Genomic DNA, 19,906 nt, shown 5'->3' with positions numbered 1-19,906 from the left:
GAGCTGGCTTGCCAGCGATGAGGCCAGTAAGCCTGATACAAAACTGTCAGGCACTGCGCGCCTGTAACAGCTGCGCCGCACACAGCGAAATCCGCGCACAGGCATCCGCCAGCCGCACCCGACCCACCACCAGCCCGATGCGAATATGCCCCGCCGCGCTTGGCCCGAATGCCTCACCGGCCAGCACCGACACGCCATACCCTTCCAGCAACCGCTCGGCAAATGCCTGCGCGCCGAGTCCGGTCTGGCGCACATCGACCATCACGAACATGCCGCCATCGGGGCGGACCGGATGCAGCCCCGGGCAACCGTGCAAGCGCTCGCAGACCAGGTCGCGGCGCAGGCGATATTCCTCACGCATCTGCGTCACTTCCGGCAAGTCTGTCTCCAGCGCGACTTGCGCGGCTTTCTGCACGAAATCCGGCAGGCCAAAAAGCATGCTCAACGACAGATTGACCAAGTGCCCGGCCAACGATTTCGGCCCGATCGACCAGCCGATGCGCCAGCCGGTCATGGCATGGGATTTCGACAGACTGTTGATTGTCGCCGTGCGTTCGGCCATGCCCGGCAGGCTCGCCGGACTGATGTGCAGGCCTTCGTAGAGAAGTTCGCTATAGACCTCGTCGCTAATCAGCCACAAGTCATGACGCACGCACAGGGCGGCCAATTCCTGCCAGATCAGCAACGACAGGCTCGCACCGGATGGGTTGTTCGGACTGTTGAGCAGCATGGCGCGGGTTTTCGCCGTGATGCGCGCCGCGACATCGGCGGGATCGACGCGAAAGCCGTTTTCCGGGCGAACCGGCACCGGCACCACCGTCGCGCCGCACGCACCGAAAACGGCTTCATAGGTGACGTACATCGGCTCGGCAATGATCACCTCGTCACCCGGATCAAGCAGGCATTGCGCCACCGAATACACGGCGCATTGCGCCCCGGGCATGACGATCACATGGTCGGCATCGACCACTTGGCCGCTGCTTCGCCGATGACGTTCGGCAATCAGCTTGCGCAGCGCCAAGCGGCCACGCACATCGGAATAGTGCGTGTCGCCCGCCAGCAGACTGTCGATCGCGCCGTGGATGATCGGCAGCGGCGTATCGAAATCCGGATCCCCCACACTCAGCAATAAAATATCGACACCCTGAGCGCGCAACTCCAACGCCCGGTCGTGAATTTGCCATGCCGCTGCGCCCTCGCCGGCGATTCGTTGGGTCAAGGCTGAATAGCGCATGTACGTCTCCTGATTGCGCAGTGTCCAGCCTTCACCCTATCTCAAATCACAAAACGCGCCACCATCGCATTCAAATCCACCGCCAGGCGCGACAGTTCGTGGGTCGCGGCGCTGGTCTGGTTGGCGCCGGCGGCCGATTGCGTGGCTAGGTCGCGGATGTTGACCAGGTTGCGGTCGACTTCGCGCGACACCTGCGCCTGTTCTTACGAAGCGCTGGCATCGCGGCCTTCGGCAGCTCTTACAGCGCGGATGTCTCAGGGTTTTGCGGCCAGTTGCCACACACGGGCGATATCGGTAGCCCGCTCGCGCAGCAGTCGTGGTGCTTCGGCGCAGGCCTGTTCGAGCGTCATCGGGCCACTGGTCACGGCGAAAGCGGCATCGATGCCGTGGCCATAGAGTTCTTGATAACCGTCACCCAAGGTTCCGGCGATTACGATCACCGGCACGGCATAGTCCTTGGCAATCCGCGCCACGCCGAACGGGGTTTTGCCGCGAAGCGTCTGTGCATCGAAGCGCCCTTCACCGGTAATCACCAGATCCGCGCCCTTGACGGCTTCGGCCAGCCCGACAAGTTCGGCCACCACCTCCACACCGGCCTGAAACTGCGCGCCAAGGAACGCTTTGGCGGCAAAACCCAAGCCCCCCGCCGCGCCACTGCCCGGTTCATCGCGCACGTCCTTGCCCAGCACCTCGGCGCACAATTGCGCGAAATGACCGAGGGCCTGATCCAGTTGTTGCACCTGCGCTGGCGATGCCCCTTTCTGCGGTCCGAAAATCGCCGAGGCACCGTGCGGGCCGCACAGTGGATTGTTGACGTCCGCTGCGATATCAAACCGCACCTGCGCCAGACGAGGATCAAGCTCAGTCAAATCCACACGCGCCAATTGCGCCAACGCCAATCCGCCCGGCACCAGCATTTGGCCTTGGGCGTCGAGCAACTTCACACCCAACGCCTGCATCGCCCCTGCCCCGCCATCGTTGGTGGCGCTGCCGCCAATCGCCAGGATTACCCGTTGCGCACCGGCATCGAGTGCGGCGCGAATCAGTTCGCCGGTGCCGAACGTGCTGCTGATGCATGCATCACGCTTGCCCGGCGGCACCAATTGCAAACCGCTGGCCTCGGCCATTTCAATGATTGCCGTGTGGTTGTGCGGCAACCAGCCCCACGCGGCATCAACCGCCGTGCCCAACGGGCCACGCACAGTAGTGCGGCGCAACTCGCCTTCGCACGCCGCCAGAATCGACTCGACCGTGCCTTCGCCGCCGTCAGCCATCGGGCATTTGACCAGCGTGGCGTGCGGCCAGACTTGCGCCAGGCCCAGCGCAATGGCCTCGGCAACGCCTTGGGCACTCAGGCTGTCCTTGAACGAATCGGGGGCGATGACGATCTTCATTTGAATTCTCCAGTTCCAATGCCCCTCATGCTGCCAGTCGGCATGCGCATTGACGCCTGTCTGCTGCACAAGTGGCGCAGGCGTTTATTGTTCATTTCTACAAAAGGCTCTGGTATTGATGCTGAATGTTCCGGCGCCATCGCTGGCAAGCCAGCTCCCACAGGGGGCTTAGGTCACCACAGATATTGTGACCCCCCCAAAACTGTGGGAGCTGGCTTGCCAGCGATGGCATCAGTGAGAGCAGCAATTAACCCGGTTCAATCTGCGGCAACAACTGCACACCCAGATACAACGCCAGCATCCCCTCCAGCCTTAGCGGATCGACCCCGCTGATCTCGGCAATCCGCTCCATCCGATAGCGCAAGCTGTTGCGATGAATACCCAACGCATCGGCACAGGCCTGACTCTGACCATCGTGATCACACCAACTGCGCAGCGTCGCCAGCAACTGGCCGTTGCCGTCCTTGGCGATCACCTTGCGCAGTGGTTTGAGCAGTTCATCCAGCGCATCGTCGTTGCGATGGCGCCAGAGCATGACCGGTAGACGATAGCGATTGAGGGTCAACAAGCGCGAATGGGGCAACACCTCGCGGCCGTAGGCGAGCAGATCGCCGACCCGGCGATAACAACGGCGCAACCCGACCAGCCCATCGGCCTGCCCGCCCACGGCAATGCGCAGGATTTTCCAGCCGAGGCCGTCGAGTTTTTCCAGCAAACGATCGTGCTCGATGTTTTGACTGGCCGGCCGACACCACAGCAGCGACGACTTGGCCGAGCTCACGCACCAACTGTCCGGGTATCGCGAGGTCAGCCAGGCACTCAGCGCTTCGACCGTTTGCCCCGGCCCGTGCTCAAGACCCAACTCGAACAGATACGGCACGCGCGTCAATTGCGGCTTGAGCCCGAGTTGCTGCGCCTCGTCGACCAGGCGCGGTGAATCCCCCGCTTCGCTCAGCAGCAATGCCAGCAGATCATCGCAGCGTTGGCGCCGCCATTGCTGTTCTGCCTGCTGATTGCGTTGGCCCACCAGCATTTCGGCGGTCATGCGCACCAGTTCGGCGTAAGTGCGCAGATGCTCTGGTTCGCCGGTAATGCCCAGCACGCCTATCAAGCGCTGATCGAGCCACAGCGGCAGATTGATCCCCGGCTGCACACCCTTCAGATGCAGGGCTGTCGGCGCGTCTATCTCCACCACGCGACCGTTGGCCAACACCAGTTGCGCACCTTCGTGGCGGGTGTTGATGCGCTCCGGCTCGCCGCTGCCGAGGATCAAACCCTGGCTGTCCATGACGTTGACGTTGTACGGCAAAATAGCCATGGCCCGGTCGACGATGTCCTGAGCGAGGTCGTGATCGAGTTCGAACATAACGGCTGCAATCCTTCTAAACAGGCGCGGACGGTTGGTCACCCGCACAGGGTCTGGTGGCAAACCCTGTGCTCAGGCACAAAGACAATCCAGCCAAAGGTGGCCGAGACTCTCAGGGCGATCAACGTTACCCTTTGCATCGCAAAAAATCATAATAAAGAGAGAGCCGCTATGTCGCAGAGCGCCGCAGCTACCCAGACCATCGACGATGATAAAAACGCCGTTTACAAACGCATTACCCTGCGCCTGATCCCCTTCATTTTCATCTGCTACCTGTTCAACTACCTCGACCGGGTTAACGTTGGATTTGCCAAACTGCAGATGCTCGACGCGTTGAAATTCAGCGAAACCGTGTACGGCCTCGGTGCCGGCATCTTCTTTATCGGCTACGTGCTGTGCGGCGTACCGAGCAATCTGGCCTTGACCAAATTCGGTCCGCGGCGCTGGATTGCGGTGATGATGATCACGTGGGGCACGCTGTCGACCTGCCTGTTGTTCGTCACCACACCAACCGAGTTCTATACCCTGCGCCTGTTGACCGGTGCGGCCGAAGCCGGGTTCTTCCCGGGCGTTGTGCTGTATCTCTCGCAGTGGTTCCCGACCTTCCGTCGTGGCCGGATCATGGCGCTGTTCATGTCGGCGATCCCGGTGTCCGGTCTGCTCGGCAGCCCGTTTTCGGGCTGGATTCTCAATCACTTCGCAGCGGGCCAAGGCGGTTTGGCCGGCTGGCAGTGGATGTTTTTGCTGCAAGGCATTCCGACGGTGGTGCTGGGCTTGCTGGCTTACTTCCTGCTGAGCGACAGTTTTGCCAAGGCCAAATGGTTGACCGCGCATGAGCGTGCGGTACTGGAAGCGGATCAAGCCGAGGACCTGGCGAACAAACCGAAAACCACCACCGATTCGCTGTTGGCGGTGTTCAGGAATCCCGCGATCTGGGCGTTCGGCCTCATCTACTTCTGCATCCAGAGCGGCGTGTACGCGATCAACTTCTGGCTGCCGTCGATCATCAAGAACCTCGGTTTCAGCGATAACCTGATGATCGGCTGGTTGAGTGCGATTCCGTATCTGCTGGCGGCCGTGTTCATGCTGGTGGTCGGGCGTTCTGCAGACCTGCGCAAAGAACGCCGCTGGCATCTGGTGGTGCCTATGCTGATGGGCGCGATCGGTCTGGTGATTGCGGTGAATTTCGCCGGCAATCCGGCTATCGCTATCCTGGGTCTGACCATCGCGACCATGGGTGCATTGACGGGCCTGCCGATGTTCTGGCCGGTGCCGACTGCCATGTTGAGCGCGGGCGCTGCTGCCGGAGGGTTGGCGTTGATCAACTCGATGGGACAGATGGCCGGATTCCTCAGCCCGTACCTGGTGGGTTGGGTCAAGGACAGCACCGGCTCGACGGATGCGGCGTTGTATCTGCTGGCAGGTGTGATTGTTGCGGGGAGTGTGTTGGCGTTGCGCATGACACGGACGTTGCGCGCCTGATTCAAGCCGTATCAAAAGATCGCAGCCTGCGACAGCGCCAACACGGGATGGATGTACACCGTGCAGGCGCTGTCCCCTCAACAGGATCAAAAAGATCGCAGCCTGCGACAGCTCCTACAATGTATTCGACCCACCGTCATGACGGATGTGTGGAATATCGAGCAGTCGAGCAATATTCAGCACAAAAACCACGTATCCTTCGCGCCCCGTTTGATCACCCACCCGCGAGGACAGTTTGTCTAAAGGTATCGCTTTATCGGTTACAGCCTCGGTGCTGTTTGCCGTCATGTATTACTTCACTTCGTTGCTCACCCCGTTGAGCGGCGTGGAGATTTTCGGCTGGCGGATGCTCCTGACGGTGCCCTGCATGACGGTGTTCATGCTGGTCTCCAGCGAATGGCGGCGGGTGCTGGAGTTGATTCGCCTGATGGCGGGCAAGCCCAAACTCATCGGGGGGCTGATCGTCTCGTCAGCGCTGCTCGGCGTGCAGTTGTGGCTGTTCATGTGGGCACCGCTCAACGGTTACAGCCTCGACGTGTCGCTGGGCTACTTCCTGCTGCCGCTGGCCATGGTACTGACCGGGCGGATTGCCTATGGCGAGAGCCTGTCGTACTTGCAAAAGGTCGCGGTGTTCTTTGCAAGTCTGGGCGTGTTGAACGAGTTGTATCAGGTCGGCGGATTTTCCTGGGCGACGCTGGTGGTCGTGGTCGGCTATCCGCTGTACTTCGTGCTGCGCAAATACCTGAAAACCGACCACCTCGGCGGGCTGTGGGTCGACATGACCCTGATGCTGCCGGTCGCGTACTGGTTTGTGCAGAGTGGTGAGCAAGGCCTAGACGTGTTCAATCAATATCCGGGGTTGATGTGGCTGATTCCACTGCTCGGCTTGATCAGTGCTTCAGCGCTGGTGGTTTACATCATTGCCAGCAGGTTGTTGCCGTTCAGTCTCTTTGGGTTGTTGAGTTATGTTGAGCCGGTGTTATTGCTGGGTGTCGCGCTGATCCTGGGCGAAAGCATCAAGTCAGGCGAATGGCTGACCTACATTCCGATCTGGCTGGCGGTTGTGGTGCTGGTGTTTGAGGGGTTTAAACATCTGATGCGACAGCGCAGACCTTAAAAGCAAAAGATCGCAGCCTTCGGCAGGTCCGACATCTGGAAGGTAAGTCCCCTGTAGGAGCTGCCGAAGGCTGCGATCTTTTGATCTGAAAAAGCCTGGCCGAAGCCAGGCTTTTTTATCGTTTACTCAGTCGCCAGTACACCGCGGCGAACCTGGTCACGCTCGATCGATTCGAACAGTGCCTTGAAATTGCCCTCACCGAAACCATCATCGCCTTTACGCTGGATGAATTCGAAGAACACCGGGCCCATCAGGGTTTCCGAAAAGATCTGCAGCAGCAGGCGCTTGTCGCCCTGCTCCGATGAGCCGTCGAGCAGAATGCCACGCGACTGCAGTTGATCAACCGGCTCGCCGTGGTTCGGCAGACGCCCTTCGAGCATTTCGTAATAGGTTTCCGGTGGCGCGGTCATGAAGCGCATGCCGATCTTCTTCAGGTGATCCCAAGTCTTGATCAGGTCGTCGGAGAGGAACGCGACGTGCTGGATGCCCTCGCCATTGAACTGCATCAGGAACTCTTCGATCTGCCCGGCGCCCTTGGACGACTCTTCGTTCAGCGGGATGCGGATCATGCCGTCCGGCGCGGTCATCGCTTTGGAGGTCAGGCCGGTGTATTCGCCCTTGATATCGAAGTAGCGGATTTCGCGGAAGTTGAACAGCTTCTCGTAGAAGTTCGCCCAATAAGCCATGCGACCGCGATACACGTTGTGAGTCAGGTGGTCGATGATCTTCAGGCCGGCACCGACCGGATTGCGATCAACACCTTCGATAAACACGAAGTCGATGTCATAGATCGAGCTGCCTTCGCCGAAACGGTCGATCAGGTACAGCGGCGCGCCGCCAATGCCTTTGATCGCCGGCAGGTTCAGCTCCATCGGCCCGGTTTCGATGTGGATTGGCTGGGCGCCGATTTCCAGCGCGCGCTTGTAGGCCTGCTGCGAATCCTTGACGCGGAACGCCATGCCGCACACCGACGGGCCGTGCTCGGCCGCGAAGTAGGATGCCACGCTGTTAGGTTCGTTGTTGAGGATCAGGTTGATCGCGCCCTGACGATACAGGTGCACATTCTTGGAACGGTGGGTGGCGACTTTGGTGAAGCCCATGATCTCGAAGATCGGCTCCAGAGTGCCAGGGACCGGCGATGCAAGCTCGATGAACTCAAAGCCCATCAGGCCCATTGGGTTTTCGTATAAATCTGCCATGGTGACGCCTCATCATTTCTTATCAATTAACCAGGGTTATTTGTCAGTCATGCTGAGGTAGCTGGGTGGCGCACAGGAGATGCCACGCACACTGCGGGCGAGAAAGTCACCGTAGATCAGTTGAAACCCGAATATCTTCATTGTCGACCCAAGGCTCTTGCGGGCGAGGCTTCTGCTGCCAGAAGACGAATTATTATTGTATGCGTAACCCGATTCTACACAGCGTAAATAGGGTTGTCTGCCCTCTCTATAAAATCCGCTTTTCTGGCGCCGGTGCAAGGGGTTTGTTGGGCTCGCGATCCCCCCACCCGTAAGCGGCGCAAGTATCATCTGCCATCTATCATCCTTGTGACTGCACTGTTTTTCAGCGTACGCCGGTGCCGGTGCGCATTCGATTGCCCCTTTTTCGCGACAGGATGCGCCCATGCCGTTGACCGTCAAACCCCGCCGCAAACGCAGCGCCCGCATCGCCGTCACATTAATCAGCGGCCTGCTCCCGATAGTGTTGGGCAGCTTTATTCTTTATCTGCAGGCCGGACGCACGCTTCAACAAGGTTCGCAGCAGACAGCTCAAGAGGCATTGCAGCAATTCGAGTTGATGCTCGACAACACCGCTCAGGCGGCCCGGGAGCTGCTGCCGCTTGCCGGGCAAACGTGTGAAAACGTCAAGCTGGCCCTGCGCGAGCAAGTGATCCGCCGTCCTTTCGTACGCTCGACCAATCTGGTTTGGGACAACAATCTTTATTGCAGCTCGTTGTTCGGTAACTTCAAGGAGCCCGTCAATGCGGGCGACTATGTTCAGGGCAGGTTGTGGCTGATGAACGGCAATCCGGTAACACCGAACACTGCGCTGTTGGTTTATCGACTCAGCGAAGGTCGCGGTGGTGCGCTGACCACACTGGACGGTTATCACCTGAGCAATATGTTGCGCTTGATCGGCCGGCAAACGATGTTGCGGCTGCAGGTGGGCGCCAGTTGGTTGTCCATGGATGGCCGGGTTCATGAAGGCGCCCTTCCCCAAATCCCGGTAGCACAAAGCCTGCTGGATTCGGCGCGTTATGCGTTCAGTGTCTCGGCCGGTTTTCCAGAAGGTGAAACCTGGCGCTATATGGCCAGCAATTACCCGCCACTGTTCAGCCTGCTGGTCTTTTTCGGAGTGGTCTCGGCAGCCATAGGCCATGTGCTGCAGAAGCGTTCAACGTCACCCAGCCATGAAATGCTCCGCGCCCTGGAGGCAAACGAGTTCATTCCTTACTTCCAGCCCGTGGTGCACGGCGACAGCAAGAAATGGTCGGGCGCTGAAGTGTTGATGCGCTGGAATCACCCCAAGGAAGGCCTCGTGCGCCCGGACCTGTTTATCCCGTTCGCCGAGCACTCAGGGCTGATCGTGCCGATGACCCGCGCCTTGATGCGACAAACAGCGGCGTTACTTGGGCCCCGGTCATCGACCTTTGCCGCGCCGTTTCACATCGGTATCAACATTACCGCGAGTCATTGCCGGGATCTGGCACTGGTCAACGATTGCCGTGAGTTCCTCGCATCCTTCGCGCCCGACAGCGTCAGTCTGGTGCTGGAGTTGACCGAGCGCGAGCTGATCGAGCCCACCGAAATCACGCAGCAGCTGTTTGAGCAATTGCATGCACTGGGCGTGAAGATCGCCATCGACGACTTTGGCACCGGGCACTCAAGCCTCGGTTACTTGCGCAGATTCAATGTGGATTTCCTCAAGATCGACCAGAGTTTTGTGGCCATGATCGGCGTTGACGCGCTTTCGCGGCACATTCTGGACACCATCATCGAACTCTCGGCCAAGCTTGATCTGGGCATTGTTGCCGAAGGTGTCGAAACACAGGCACAAGCAGATTATCTGACCGCGCATAACGTTAACTTCCTGCAAGGCTATCTCTACGGCAAACCCATGCCGGCGGCAGACTTCATTAGTGCATTAAGTCACCATTAACTAAATGGGCTTAAGCGAGATAGGCCGACAAGGCGCACAAAAATGATACAAAAAACCACTGCTGTTACATGAGGACAACATCAGGATTTACTCCTGACGCATTAACAACTACAATTTTTCTTGCCTGTGCAAAGATTGGCAGGCGAGCCACTTATCACCGAGTCGCTACAAGGCTCCAGTTTTAAGCTTTGTTTGCGGTTGGTATCAGCCAAATACACTATTGGAGTAAAGATATTGTCCAGACTCGCTGAATTTCGTGCAGCTGAAAAGGCCCTTCAGGAACAGCTCAAGCAGTTGGAATCGCTGAAGAACGATGCCGGGCTCAAGAAAGAAATCGAATTCGAAGAAAAGCTCCAGGGGCTGATGAAAAGCTACGGCAAGGGCCTTAAAGACATCATCGCCATTCTCGATCCGAATCCGACAAAATCCGCACTGCAAAGCTCTGCAGCGCCTAAAACCCGCCGCGCTCGCGTGGTCAAGGTCTATCAGAATCCGCACACCGGCGAACTGATCGAGACCAAGGGCGGCAACCACCGCGGCTTGAAAGCCTGGAAGGAAGAGTATGGTGCAGGCACCGTTGATTCCTGGTTGCGCGGTTAATCCGGCCCCCATCAAAGCCCTGCATGATGCAGGGCTTTTTTATTGACAATATCTAACAAATGAAATGAATTTCATCGAGCAAGTTCCGATTTTTGTGTAACGTTACTGAGCCAAAAACCTAAACACTCTGCTGCATCATGTTGCGAGCGGCACCAACGTTAAAACTTTATGCTTAATCCCTTCAGGTATCTAACCCGGCGAGAAGAGTACAGAGGGTTAAAGTTTCAGGCTGTTTCTCACCGCGACTATCTCTTCTGCGCTCGCCTTATAAGCCTCGGCCTGACCGGCATAGGAAAGAACATAAGCCTTATCCGCCGCGACTGCCGCCACCAGCGTTTGCGATAACACATGCCGACCGTTTTCGGTCACCGTGCAAGTCGTCTCCAGGGCAGACAAAGAACCAAGCGTCGCCTGATGCACCTTGTTGCAGACACTTTGATAGCCACCCTGGAAAAAGTCCTTCTGTATCGACTTGCGCATTTCCAGCAAAACACCCTGCAAATTGACTTGATGATCCGTTTCAACCTGAGTCATGGTCAACTCCATCACCATTACCTGATTGCCATCGGCATCGTTCTTGACCGCCCGCTGGCGAGAAACCTGCGGCGCGGTGTCGGCAAGCGCCTCCACCTGCCAGCCTGCGGGCCAGGTGATGCTCGGTTCTTCGGCAAACACATTAGCGGTGCACAGAAACAAGCCAAAGAAAACTAACGGGGTTTTAAACAGTCGGATCATTGCCGGACGCACTCGAAGATTGAGCCGCAAAGTCTGAGCCCCGGCCGCGCGCACGGCAAGCCTGCCCTTTCATTTGGCGATGCCGGCAGGCATGCGTATCATTGCGCCATTCACTCGCCCATAGTTATTGGAGGGCCCATGAGCCTGCACGAACTGAACACTTTTCCCGGCGTAACCGCCACGCCAGACAGCGCAACCCGCAACTTCGTTTTCAACCACACCATGCTGCGCGTCAAGGACATCACCAAGTCCCTGGATTTCTACACCCGTGTACTGGGTTTCTCGCTGGTTGAGAAGCGCGACTTTCCGGAAGCGGAATTCAGCCTGTATTTCCTGGCACTGGTCGACAAGGCGCAGATCCCGGCCGACGCCGCTGCTCGCACCGAATGGATGAAGTCGATCCCGGGCATTCTGGAACTGACCCACAACCACGGCACCGAAAACGATGCTGATTTTGCCTATCACAATGGCAACACTGACCCGCGTGGTTTCGGCCACATCTGCATCTCGGTGCCGGACATCGTGGCAGCGTGTGAGCGTTTTGAAGCGCTGGGCTGTGACTTCCAGAAGCGCCTGACCGATGGCCGCATGAAAAGCCTGGCGTTTATCAAGGATCCGGACGGTTACTGGGTCGAGATCATTCAGCCTGCGCCGATGTGAAAAGCGAAAAGCCCCTCACCCTAACCCTCTCCCAGAGGGAGAGGAACTGACCGAGTTGTTTTCAGAGCTACGCCGACCTGAGATATCAAGTCGAACTCGGATTTTGAAGAGCATACAAATCGGCTCCCTCTCCCTCGGGAGAGGGCTGGGGTGAGGGGCTGCATTTTCACGCACAATAAAAAACCCCATGATCACTCATGGGGTTTTGTCTTTTCAGATCTGGCGTTTACGCCGGAGCCGAAGTTCGGATCAAGTGATCGAAAGCGCTCAGCGAAGCCTTCGCGCCCTCGCCCACGGCAATCACGATCTGCTTGTACGGCACAGTGGTCACGTCACCGGCAGCGAAGATACCCGGGATCGACGTCTCGCCACGGTTATCGACGATGATTTCGCCACGCGGCGACAGCTCGATGGTGCCTTTGAGCCAGTCAGTGTTCGGTAGCAGACCGATCTGCACAAAAATCCCTTCCAGCTCGATAGTGCGCAGTTCGTCGGTATTGCGATCCTTGTAGCGCAGGCCGTTGACCTTCTGGCCGTCGCCGGTGACTTCAGTGGTTTGCGCACTGGTGATCACGGTAACGTTCGGCAGGCTGTGCAGCTTGCGCTGCAACACGGCGTCGGCCCGCAACTGCACATCGAACTCCAGCAGCGTCACGTGCGCCACGATACCCGCCAGGTCGATGGCTGCTTCGACGCCAGAGTTACCGCCGCCGATCACCGCGACACGCTTGCCTTTGAACAGCGGGCCATCGCAGTGCGGGCAGTACGCCACGCCTTTGTTGCGATAGTCCTGCTCACCCGGCACATTCATTTCACGCCACCGCGCACCGGTCGCCAGAATCACGCTCTTGGCTTTGAGGGTCGCACCGCTGGCGAAACGGATTTCATGCAGCTCGCCATTTTTACCCGGGATCAGCTTGTCGGCACGTTGCAGGTTCATGATGTCGACGTCGTACTGCTTGACGTGTTCCTCCAGCGCCGTCGCCAGTTTCGGCCCTTCGGTTTCCTGCACGGAAATGAAGTTCTCGATGGCCATGGTGTCCAGCACCTGACCGCCGAAACGCACAGCCGCAACACCGGTGCGGATGCCTTTACGTGCAGCATAAATGGCCGCCGAAGCACCGGCCGGGCCACCGCCGACCACCAGCACGTCAAAGGCTTCCTTGGCGCTGATTTTCTCAGCCTGACGCTCGATGGCGCCGGTGTCGAGTTTGGCAAGGATCTCTTCCAGACCCATGCGGCCCTGGCCGAAGTTTTCGCCATTCAAGTAAATGCTCGGCACGGCCATGATCTTGCGATCGTTGACTTCGTCCTGGAACAACGCGCCGTCGATGGCGACGTGGCGGATGTTCGGGTTCAGCACCGCCATCAGGTTCAGCGCTTGAACGACGTCCGGGCAGTTCTGGCAGGACAGCGAGAAATACGTCTCAAAACTGAACTCGCCTTTGAGCGAGCGAATCTGCTCAATGACTTCGACACTGGCTTTCGATGGGTGGCCGCCGACTTGCAGCAGGGCCAGCACCAGCGAGGTGAATTCGTGGCCCATCGGGATGCCGGCGAAACGCAGACTGATATCGGCGCCCGGGCGGTTGATCGAGAACGATGGCTTGCGAGCATCGTCACCGCTGTCGATCAGAGTAATTTGGCTCGAAAGACTGGCAACGTCTTTCAGCAGGTCCAGCATTTCACGGGATTTCGCACCGTCGTCGAGGGAAGCAACGATCTCGATCGGCTGGGTGACCCGTTCCAGGTACGATTTCAACTGGGCTTTAAGATTGGCGTCCAACATACGGGCGATTTCCTTTGGTTTGTTTCAGACATAAAAAAACGCCCGAGCGAATCTCGCCCGGGCGTTTTATTGGGCGGTGCAGCTAACTTAAGTAGGTGCGGAGTTCCGCCCTGAGTTGCGTGTCACGGACTTAGATCTTGCCGACCAGGTCCAGGGACGGAGCCAGAGTGGCCTCGCCTTCTTTCCACTTGGCTGGGCAAACTTCGCCTGGGTGAGCAGCAACGTACTGAGCAGCCTTGATCTTGCGCAGCAGCTCGGAAGCGTCACGGCCAACGCCGCCATCGTTCAGTTCAACGATTTTGATCTGGCCTTCAGGGTTGATCACGAAGGTGCCACGGTCAGCCAGGCCAGCTTCTTCAATCAGCACGTCGAAGTTGCGGGAGATAACCTGAGTCGGGTCGCCGATCATGGTGTACTGGATTTTGCCGATGGCTGGCGAAGTGTTGTGCCAGGCAGCGTGAGCAAAGTGAGTGTCGGTGGAAACGCTGTAGATCTCTACGCCCAGCTTCTGGAAAGCCGCGTAGTTGTCAGCCAGGTCTTCCAGCTCGGTTGGGCAAACGAAGGTGAAGTCGGCCGGGTAGAAGAATACGACCGACCACTTGCCTTTCAGGTCAGCGTCCGAGACTTGAACGAAGTCGCCGTTTTTGAACGCGGTAGCTTTGAACGGTTTTACTTGGCTGTTGATGATAGGCATTGATGACTCTCCGTCAGGGGTTATGAAGTTGATGGGGTGAATCCTACCCACTCACTCGACGGATGGCTCATTGGCAAACCTGATGCTGCTGATTTGTTTTCGCTATTAGCTGACTGTATTAATAGAAGAAAACGATATCTAGGGCGTAACCGGTTTATCCGTAATCCGAGCCATCCCCTGGAATGGGCTGGCTTCAACATAGCGCATGGCTGACTTCATATCCTTCCAGCCGACGTAACTCATCAACGATTTCAGGTCCCAGCCACTTTGATGGGCCCAGGTTGCAAAGCCGCGGCGTAATGAGTGACTGGTGTAGCGTTCGGCGGCAATCCCCGCGCGCTCCAGCGCCTGGCGCAATAACGGGATGATGCTGTTGGCGTGCAAGCCCTCTTCGCTCAGATTGCCCCAGCGGTCGATGCTCCGGAAAACCGGGCCGCGCACGAGTGCCGCTTCGTTGAGCCAGTCGATGTAAGCCTGCACCGGGCATAGTTTGAGCAGTGCCGGAGCCTGATACGTCTGGCCGAGGTTTTCCCGATCGCCTTTGCTGCGCGGCAGATACAAGGTGATGCCATTGCCGGCATGCGCCTGCACATGCTCGATCTGCAAGCGGCACAACTCATCGCTGCGAAAGCCGCGCCAGAAGCCCAGCAGAATCAGCGCGCGATCGCGATAAGCCTTGAGCAATGACGGACGATCCTGCTGCGCCTTCGCAGTTTGAGCTTCCTGTTCCAGCCAATCGATGACTCTCTCCAAATCCTGCAGCTGCAAAGGCTCGGCTTGTTTTTCCTGCGCCGGGTGCAGCGCCCGAATGCCCTTGAACACTTTGCGCACCACCGGCGATTTCGTCGGGTCGGCAAAACCCTGGCTGTTGTGCCATTGCGCCAGTGCCGACAGACGCAGCTTCAGGGTATTGATCGCCAGCACACCCGCATGCTCGACCAGATACCGCGCCACGCTGTCGGCGGTGGCCGGCAGAAACCCACCCCACGTTATTTCGAAATGCTCGATGGCAGCGCGATAGCTGCGGCGGGTGTTGTCACGGGTGGCGGCTTGCAGATAGCGATCCAGATCGCTCATGGGCTGTTTTCTCGCTGGCGTACTGATTCAAGGGTGTCCGAAACGCATTTTGCCGCCTGACACTGGGTAATACCAGTATATCCCGCCTCTTTAATATCAAATATTTAACCTTGTCATCTCCGTGGTACACTGCGTAGCTTAGTGGCATGTACCACAGTACGTAATCGTAGGAGTTCATATGGCCCGTGGCGGCATTACCAAAGCGCTGGTTCAGATTGCGCGCACAGCAATCCTGGCCCGCGGCGAACACCCAAGCATTGATGCAGTACGCATTGAAATGGGCAATACCGGTTCGAAAACCACGATCCATCGCTATCTGAAAGAGCTGGATGACGGCGCTCAGCCGATCGAAGCTTCAGCCGAACCCATCGACGACGAGCTAACAGCGCTGGTCTCGCGTCTCGCCCAGCGCTTGAAGGAGCAGGCCCAAGAGCCCATCGAACAGGCTCGCGAGCAGTTTGAGGAACAGCGCGACGCGCTCGAATCAGAGCTCAAGCAGGTGCGTCAGGCACTGGAACAACTGGAGCACCAGCACGACATTCAAGGCGCCGCGCTGGAGCGTGAATCCGAGGCGCTAAGCAACACCCGCTCGATGCTGCAAACCGAGCAAACCCGCAATGCCGGTCTGAATCAGGCTTTGGCCGACTTTGAATTGCGCTTGCAGGACAAGGACGAGCAGATCCGCTCACTGGAAGAAAAGCACCTGCACGCCCGCGATGCGCTGGAGCACTACCGCAACGCCACCAAGGAACAGCGCGAGCAGGAACAGAGCCGCCACGAAGGCCAGGTGCAGCAAATTCAGGCAGAGCTGCGTCAGGCGCAACAAAGCGCGATGGTGCGCCAGGATGAAGTTACCCAACTGCATCGCGACAACGAGCGCTTGCTCACCGAGAACCGCGGCACTCAACGCGAACTCAGCCTGATGCAAGACCAGCTCAAGCAAAGCAACCAGCGCCAGGATCAATTGCTGGAGCAAGCCACCCGCGTTGACAGCGAGCGCACCCTCCTCCAAGAACGCCTGCGCGTAGCAGCGCTGGAAAGCCAGGCACTCAAGCAGAACGTCGAAGAACAGACGCTGTTGAATCAGTCATTGGAAAAGGAATTGACCAAGGCTCAGGCAAGCCTGGAAGACAGCCTGCGTCTGGCAGCTACCGTTGCGGCAGCGCCAGACTCAGCCAAACCGAAAGACGCTTAAGCGCCGACCGGCGTACGCATGGTGACAAACTCTTCGGCGGCCGTCGGGTGCACCCCGATCGTGTCGTCGAAGTCGCGCTTGGTCGCGCCAGCCTTCAGCGCAATCGCCAGGCCCTGGACGATTTCGCCCGCGTCCGGACCGACCATGTGGCAGCCAAGAACCTTGTCTGTCTTGCCGTCGACCACCAGCTTCATCAGCGTTTTCTCCTGACATTCAGTCAGGGTCAGCTTCATCGGCCGGAAACGGCTTTCGAAGATCACCACATCGTGACCCGCTTCACGCGCTTCTTCTTCGGTCAAACCGACAGTGCCGATGTTCGGCAGGCTGAACACAGCCGTCGCGATCATCTTGTAATCCACCGGACGGTATTGCTCCGGCTTGAACAGACGCCGCGCCACCGCCATGCCCTCGGCCAATGCCACAGGCGTCAGTTGCACACGACCAATTACATCGCCCAGCGCCAGAATCGACGGCTCAGTGGTCTGGTATTGCTCATCGACCTTGATAAAACCTTTGTCGGTGAGCTGAACATCGGTGTTTTCCAGCCCCAGGTTGTCCAGCATCGGACGGCGACCGGTCGCGTAGAAAATGCAATCCGCTTCCAGCACCCGGCCATCCTTGAGCGTGGCTTTCAAACTGCCGTCAGCCTGCTTGTCGATGCGCGCGATGTCGGCGTTGAATTGCAGATCCATGCCGCGCTTGGTCAGTTCTTCTTGCAAGTGCTTGCGTACCGAACCATCAAAGCCGCGCAGGAACAGATCGCCGCGATACAGCAATGTGGTGTTGGCGCCGAGGCCGTGGAAGATCCCGGCAAACTCCACCGCGATGTAACCACCACCCACCACCAATACGCGCTTGGGCAGTTCTTTGAGGAAAAACGCCTCATTGGAACCGATCGCATGTTCATGCCCCGGAACCTCTGGAATCTGCGGCCAGCCACCGGTGGCGATCAGGATATTTTTCGCGGTGAAACGCTCACCGTTGACTTCGACTTCATGCGGCCCCACGATCTTCGCGTGCGCTTCGTGCAGGGTCACGCCGCTGTTCACCAGCAGATTGCGATAAATGCCGTTGAGGCGATTGATCTCGCGATCCTTATTGGCGATCAGCGTCGCCCAATCGAAATTCGCCTCACCCAGACTCCAGCCGAAACCGGACGCCTGCTCGAAGTCTTCGGCGAAGTGCGCACCGTAAACCAGCAACTTCTTCGGCACGCAACCCACGTTGACGCACGTCCCGCCCAGATAACGGCTTTCAGCCACCGCTACTTTCGCGCCGAAACCGGCAGCAAACCGCGCAGCCCGCACACCGCCGGAACCGGCACCAATCACATAAAGGTCAAAATCGTAGGCCATTTCTATCTCCTCGGCAGGCGATCAGCATACCTGCAGACGCTCATTGAGCAAGTCTCAGCAGCGTGTGGATGGGCAATACCTAGGAGTTCTACCTTCAGCTTTTGATTAATGACATTCTGCTGGTTGCGATTTTGGCAATCGCAACGTACGCCAAGCGATCAGAATCGCCATGAGTGCCAAGCTGAACGCGACCCACGAAACCAATTCGATTCCGCCTTCAAATGCACTTCCTGCTTGCTGCATCAACTGTTGCGCCTGATCTTCCACCAAACCGGTCGCCACATGATGAGCACCCGACAGCGTTTCACTTGCCAGCGCTGCCTGAATATCACTCAAAAACGCTGGGAGCTGCAGGCCAGTACGATAGTAGGCCGTAACCAGGCCGCCGAGCAGAGTCGTCCCCAACACCACACCCACTTCATAGGCTGTTTCACTGATGGCGGAAGCTGCACCTGCCTTTGCCGGGGGCGCAGCCGACAAAATCACGTCATTGGAAACCGTCGCAATAGCGCCCACTCCGATATTCAACAATGCGAACGCTGTTACCAATACCGCAAGACTGCTGCCCATGCTGGCCAACAGCAAAAACGCCGCGCCAGCGAAGGCCATCAGGACCGGTATCAGTACATGCACAGGCATACGCTGCGCGACCGGGACCACCGCCATTCCAACCATGATCGCCATAATTTGCCCCGGCACCAACGCCAGACTCGCACTCAAGGGCGACATCTGCAGGACAATTTGCAGATACTGAGTCGTAAAGAAAACGAAACCGACGAGAAACGCAAGACTCATCAGATTGATTAAAACAGACCCGCTGAAGGTGCCACTGCGAAATAGGGCCATATCCATCAGAGGCACAGGAAGACGCAGCTGTCGCCTTACGAACATCCAGCCCGCCAATGCGCCGACCAAAAAAGTAATTAGCACTTCCAAGTCGACCCCGTCACTGGCGCCATGTTTGATGCTGTAAACGATGCTTCCCAGTGCGACCATCGACTGGAGGATGCTGATCGGGTCCAGCGAGCCCGACGCATCACGCTCTGACTCAGGGAGCAACAGCGGCCCCAACACCAATAATGGAATCAGGACGGGCACCGCCAACAGAAAAATTGCGCCCCAATCAAAGAACTGTAGCAACACTCCGCCCACCAAAGGCCCCAGTGCCGAGCCGACGGTCAACGTCGTTGCCCAGATCGCCACCGCCAGCCTGCGCTCTTCTCGATCCTCAAAAACCGAACGTATCAATGCCAGCGTGGAAGGCATCAGCATCGCACCGAAAATCCCCATACAAGCCCGCCCGATAATCAGTTGCATGGCCGTCTCGGAATACGCGGTCAGCACCGAGACCACCGCAAACCCGAGTGACCCGACGAGCAGCAACTTACGGTGCCCGACCCGGTCACCCAGACTGCCCATCGACACCAGCAATCCCGCCAGCACCAGCGAGTAAGCGTCGATCATCCAAAGTTGCTGGCTGGCAGTCGGACGCAAAGCTTCGGCAATTTTGGGTAGTGCGAATCCGAGCACAGTGTTGTCAACGGTTACCAGCAGTACTGGCAGCATCAGAACGCTGAGGCCGAACCAGCGTTTTGATTTAGCTTTACGATTAATCGCCCCTCTTGTTGTAAACATGAGTAAAGCTCCTTTTTACAAAAATAATTCCACGGTGCATTGTTCATGCACCCGTGAAGCGTTTTTTTTACGCACTTCCCTCGCGTAAATGGATCAGTTCGGCAATGAAAACACGAGCTGACAATCGAGGCCTCCCCCGGATTCAACGACGGCCCAATGCACTTGATACACCTTGCAGATCACTACGAAACTTGACTGGAAACATCTACCATCAGACGCCTCAGTCTTTCCGCCAACGCCTCACGCCGCTTAATAGCGCGATCGTTCTCCAACTGAATGTCCCATAGACTTCGAGATGCCCGACACTCAAAGGAAATTAAAACTTAATTCAGATCAGACTTTCAGACAATGCAGATAGAAAAACATGTGATCGAACTGCACAAACGCAAACGCCCCGAACAAGTCGGGGCGTTT

General features: G+C 57.8%; 16 protein-coding genes and 1 pseudogene. 6 read left to right on the top strand and 11 right to left on the bottom strand.

Annotated features, from left to right (window positions below; genetic code table 11):
- Positions 1–46: 46 nt before the first annotated feature.
- From IEQ42_RS25900 to IEQ42_RS25885, 4 genes and pseudogenes are all read right to left on the bottom strand, one after another.
- Positions 47–1,234: a pyridoxal phosphate-dependent aminotransferase gene (locus IEQ42_RS25900; RefSeq protein ID WP_210705996.1), complete on the bottom strand. Its 1,188-nt coding sequence runs from the start codon at positions 1,232–1,234 to the stop codon at positions 47–49.
- A 41-nt stretch (positions 1,235–1,275) separates the two neighbouring features.
- Positions 1,276–1,437 (bottom strand): annotated as a pseudogene (locus IEQ42_RS25895) (methyl-accepting chemotaxis protein); the annotation flags it as partial.
- A 51-nt stretch (positions 1,438–1,488) separates the two neighbouring features.
- The gene (locus tag IEQ42_RS25890; RefSeq protein ID WP_210705995.1) at positions 1,489–2,628 is read right to left on the bottom strand and encodes a glycerate kinase; all 1,140 of its coding nucleotides are present in this window, start codon (positions 2,626–2,628) and stop codon (positions 1,489–1,491) included.
- 247 nt (positions 2,629–2,875) lie between these two features.
- Entirely contained in the window at positions 2,876–3,994 is a 1,119-nt protein-coding gene (locus IEQ42_RS25885; RefSeq protein ID WP_042559334.1) for a sugar diacid recognition domain-containing protein, read from the bottom strand.
- A gap of 171 nt (positions 3,995–4,165) precedes the next feature.
- Between IEQ42_RS25885 and IEQ42_RS25880 the strand changes: the two genes are divergently transcribed.
- Positions 4,166–5,476 carry an MFS transporter gene (locus IEQ42_RS25880; protein ID WP_210705994.1) on the top strand — a complete coding sequence of 437 codons (1,311 nt, stop codon included), beginning with the start codon at positions 4,166–4,168 and terminating at the stop codon, positions 5,474–5,476.
- A gap of 235 nt (positions 5,477–5,711) precedes the next feature.
- Positions 5,712–6,593: an EamA family transporter RarD gene (gene rarD / locus IEQ42_RS25875; protein WP_210705993.1), complete on the top strand. Its 882-nt coding sequence runs from the start codon at positions 5,712–5,714 to the stop codon at positions 6,591–6,593.
- Positions 6,594–6,715: 122 nt separating this feature from the next.
- Here the strand turns inward: rarD and hppD are convergent, their stop codons facing one another.
- Positions 6,716–7,792, bottom strand: coding sequence for a 4-hydroxyphenylpyruvate dioxygenase (hppD, locus tag IEQ42_RS25870; RefSeq protein WP_042559338.1), 1,077 nt, complete (start codon positions 7,790–7,792; stop codon positions 6,716–6,718).
- Between the two features lie 424 nt (positions 7,793–8,216).
- Between hppD and IEQ42_RS25865 the strand changes: the two genes are divergently transcribed.
- The gene (locus IEQ42_RS25865) at positions 8,217–9,752 is read left to right on the top strand and encodes an EAL domain-containing protein (protein ID WP_210705992.1); all 1,536 of its coding nucleotides are present in this window, start codon (positions 8,217–8,219) and stop codon (positions 9,750–9,752) included.
- Positions 9,753–9,986: 234 nt separating this feature from the next.
- Positions 9,987–10,352: a histone-like nucleoid-structuring protein, MvaT/MvaU family gene (locus IEQ42_RS25860; protein ID WP_042559342.1), complete on the top strand. Its 366-nt coding sequence runs from the start codon at positions 9,987–9,989 to the stop codon at positions 10,350–10,352.
- A gap of 216 nt (positions 10,353–10,568) precedes the next feature.
- On the opposite strand, the gene IEQ42_RS25855 is transcribed toward IEQ42_RS25860, so the two are convergent.
- Positions 10,569–11,087: a DUF4946 domain-containing protein gene (locus IEQ42_RS25855; RefSeq protein ID WP_210706017.1), complete on the bottom strand. Its 519-nt coding sequence runs from the start codon at positions 11,085–11,087 to the stop codon at positions 10,569–10,571.
- A gap of 138 nt (positions 11,088–11,225) precedes the next feature.
- Between IEQ42_RS25855 and gloA the strand changes: the two genes are divergently transcribed.
- On the top strand, positions 11,226–11,747 hold the full coding sequence (gene gloA, locus IEQ42_RS25850) for a lactoylglutathione lyase (RefSeq protein WP_150603794.1): 522 nt from the start codon (positions 11,226–11,228) through the stop codon (positions 11,745–11,747).
- 226 nt (positions 11,748–11,973) lie between these two features.
- Here the strand turns inward: gloA and ahpF are convergent, their stop codons facing one another.
- From ahpF to IEQ42_RS25835, 3 genes are all read right to left on the bottom strand, one after another.
- Positions 11,974–13,536, bottom strand: a complete 1,563-nt coding sequence (gene ahpF / locus IEQ42_RS25845) for an alkyl hydroperoxide reductase subunit F (protein WP_210705991.1) — start codon at positions 13,534–13,536, stop codon at positions 11,974–11,976.
- 130 nt (positions 13,537–13,666) lie between these two features.
- Positions 13,667–14,230 carry an alkyl hydroperoxide reductase subunit C gene (gene ahpC, locus IEQ42_RS25840; RefSeq protein WP_007958941.1) on the bottom strand — a complete coding sequence of 188 codons (564 nt, stop codon included), beginning with the start codon at positions 14,228–14,230 and terminating at the stop codon, positions 13,667–13,669.
- A gap of 138 nt (positions 14,231–14,368) precedes the next feature.
- Positions 14,369–15,307: a site-specific integrase gene (locus IEQ42_RS25835; RefSeq protein WP_210705990.1), complete on the bottom strand. Its 939-nt coding sequence runs from the start codon at positions 15,305–15,307 to the stop codon at positions 14,369–14,371.
- A gap of 178 nt (positions 15,308–15,485) precedes the next feature.
- Between IEQ42_RS25835 and IEQ42_RS25830 the strand changes: the two genes are divergently transcribed.
- The gene (locus IEQ42_RS25830; protein ID WP_210705989.1) at positions 15,486–16,502 is read left to right on the top strand and encodes a DNA-binding protein; all 1,017 of its coding nucleotides are present in this window, start codon (positions 15,486–15,488) and stop codon (positions 16,500–16,502) included.
- Here the strand turns inward: IEQ42_RS25830 and gorA are convergent.
- Together gorA and IEQ42_RS25820 are read right to left on the bottom strand one after the other, a co-directional pair.
- Positions 16,499–17,857: a glutathione-disulfide reductase gene (gorA, locus tag IEQ42_RS25825; protein ID WP_150602360.1), complete on the bottom strand. Its 1,359-nt coding sequence runs from the start codon at positions 17,855–17,857 to the stop codon at positions 16,499–16,501. The genes IEQ42_RS25830 and gorA overlap by 4 nt on opposite strands.
- 105 nt (positions 17,858–17,962) lie before the next feature.
- Complete coding sequence (locus IEQ42_RS25820; protein ID WP_228732044.1) at positions 17,963–19,492, bottom strand: MFS transporter; 1,530 nt, start codon at positions 19,490–19,492, stop codon at positions 17,963–17,965.
- Positions 19,493–19,906 lie beyond the last annotated feature (414 nt).

Source organism: Pseudomonas iridis (assembly GCF_017980685.1).
In the GTDB taxonomy this organism is placed as follows: domain Bacteria; phylum Pseudomonadota; class Gammaproteobacteria; order Pseudomonadales; family Pseudomonadaceae; genus Aquipseudomonas; species Aquipseudomonas iridis.
The sequence above is the reverse complement of the archived record's forward strand: the minus strand, read 5'-3'. Positions and strand labels throughout refer to the sequence as shown.

Bases quoted from the DNA above. Each gene is read 5' to 3' on its own strand.
- ahpF (WP_210705991.1), bottom strand. From the start codon at position 13,536: ATGTTGGACGCCAATCTTAAAGCCCAGTTGAAATCGTACCTGGAACGG.
- IEQ42_RS25890 (WP_210705995.1), bottom strand. From the start codon at position 2,628: ATGAAGATCGTCATCGCCCCCGATTCGTTCAAGGACAGCCTGAGTGCC.
- IEQ42_RS25885 (WP_042559334.1), bottom strand. From the start codon at position 3,994: ATGTTCGAACTCGATCACGACCTCGCTCAGGACATCGTCGACCGGGCC.
- gloA (WP_150603794.1), top strand. From the start codon at position 11,226: ATGAGCCTGCACGAACTGAACACTTTTCCCGGCGTAACCGCCACGCCA.
- IEQ42_RS25820 (WP_228732044.1), bottom strand. From the start codon at position 19,492: ATGTTTACAACAAGAGGGGCGATTAATCGTAAAGCTAAATCAAAACGC.
- IEQ42_RS25855 (WP_210706017.1), bottom strand. From the start codon at position 11,087: ATGATCCGACTGTTTAAAACCCCGTTAGTTTTCTTTGGCTTGTTTCTG.
- IEQ42_RS25830 (WP_210705989.1), top strand. From the start codon at position 15,486: ATGGCCCGTGGCGGCATTACCAAAGCGCTGGTTCAGATTGCGCGCACA.
- IEQ42_RS25880 (WP_210705994.1), top strand. From the start codon at position 4,166: ATGTCGCAGAGCGCCGCAGCTACCCAGACCATCGACGATGATAAAAAC.
- IEQ42_RS25865 (WP_210705992.1), top strand. From the start codon at position 8,217: ATGCCGTTGACCGTCAAACCCCGCCGCAAACGCAGCGCCCGCATCGCC.
- IEQ42_RS25835 (WP_210705990.1), bottom strand. From the start codon at position 15,307: ATGAGCGATCTGGATCGCTATCTGCAAGCCGCCACCCGTGACAACACC.
- IEQ42_RS25900 (WP_210705996.1), bottom strand. From the start codon at position 1,234: ATGCGCTATTCAGCCTTGACCCAACGAATCGCCGGCGAGGGCGCAGCG.
- gorA (WP_150602360.1), bottom strand. From the start codon at position 17,857: ATGGCCTACGATTTTGACCTTTATGTGATTGGTGCCGGTTCCGGCGGT.
- hppD (WP_042559338.1), bottom strand. From the start codon at position 7,792: ATGGCAGATTTATACGAAAACCCAATGGGCCTGATGGGCTTTGAGTTC.
- ahpC (WP_007958941.1), bottom strand. From the start codon at position 14,230: ATGCCTATCATCAACAGCCAAGTAAAACCGTTCAAAGCTACCGCGTTC.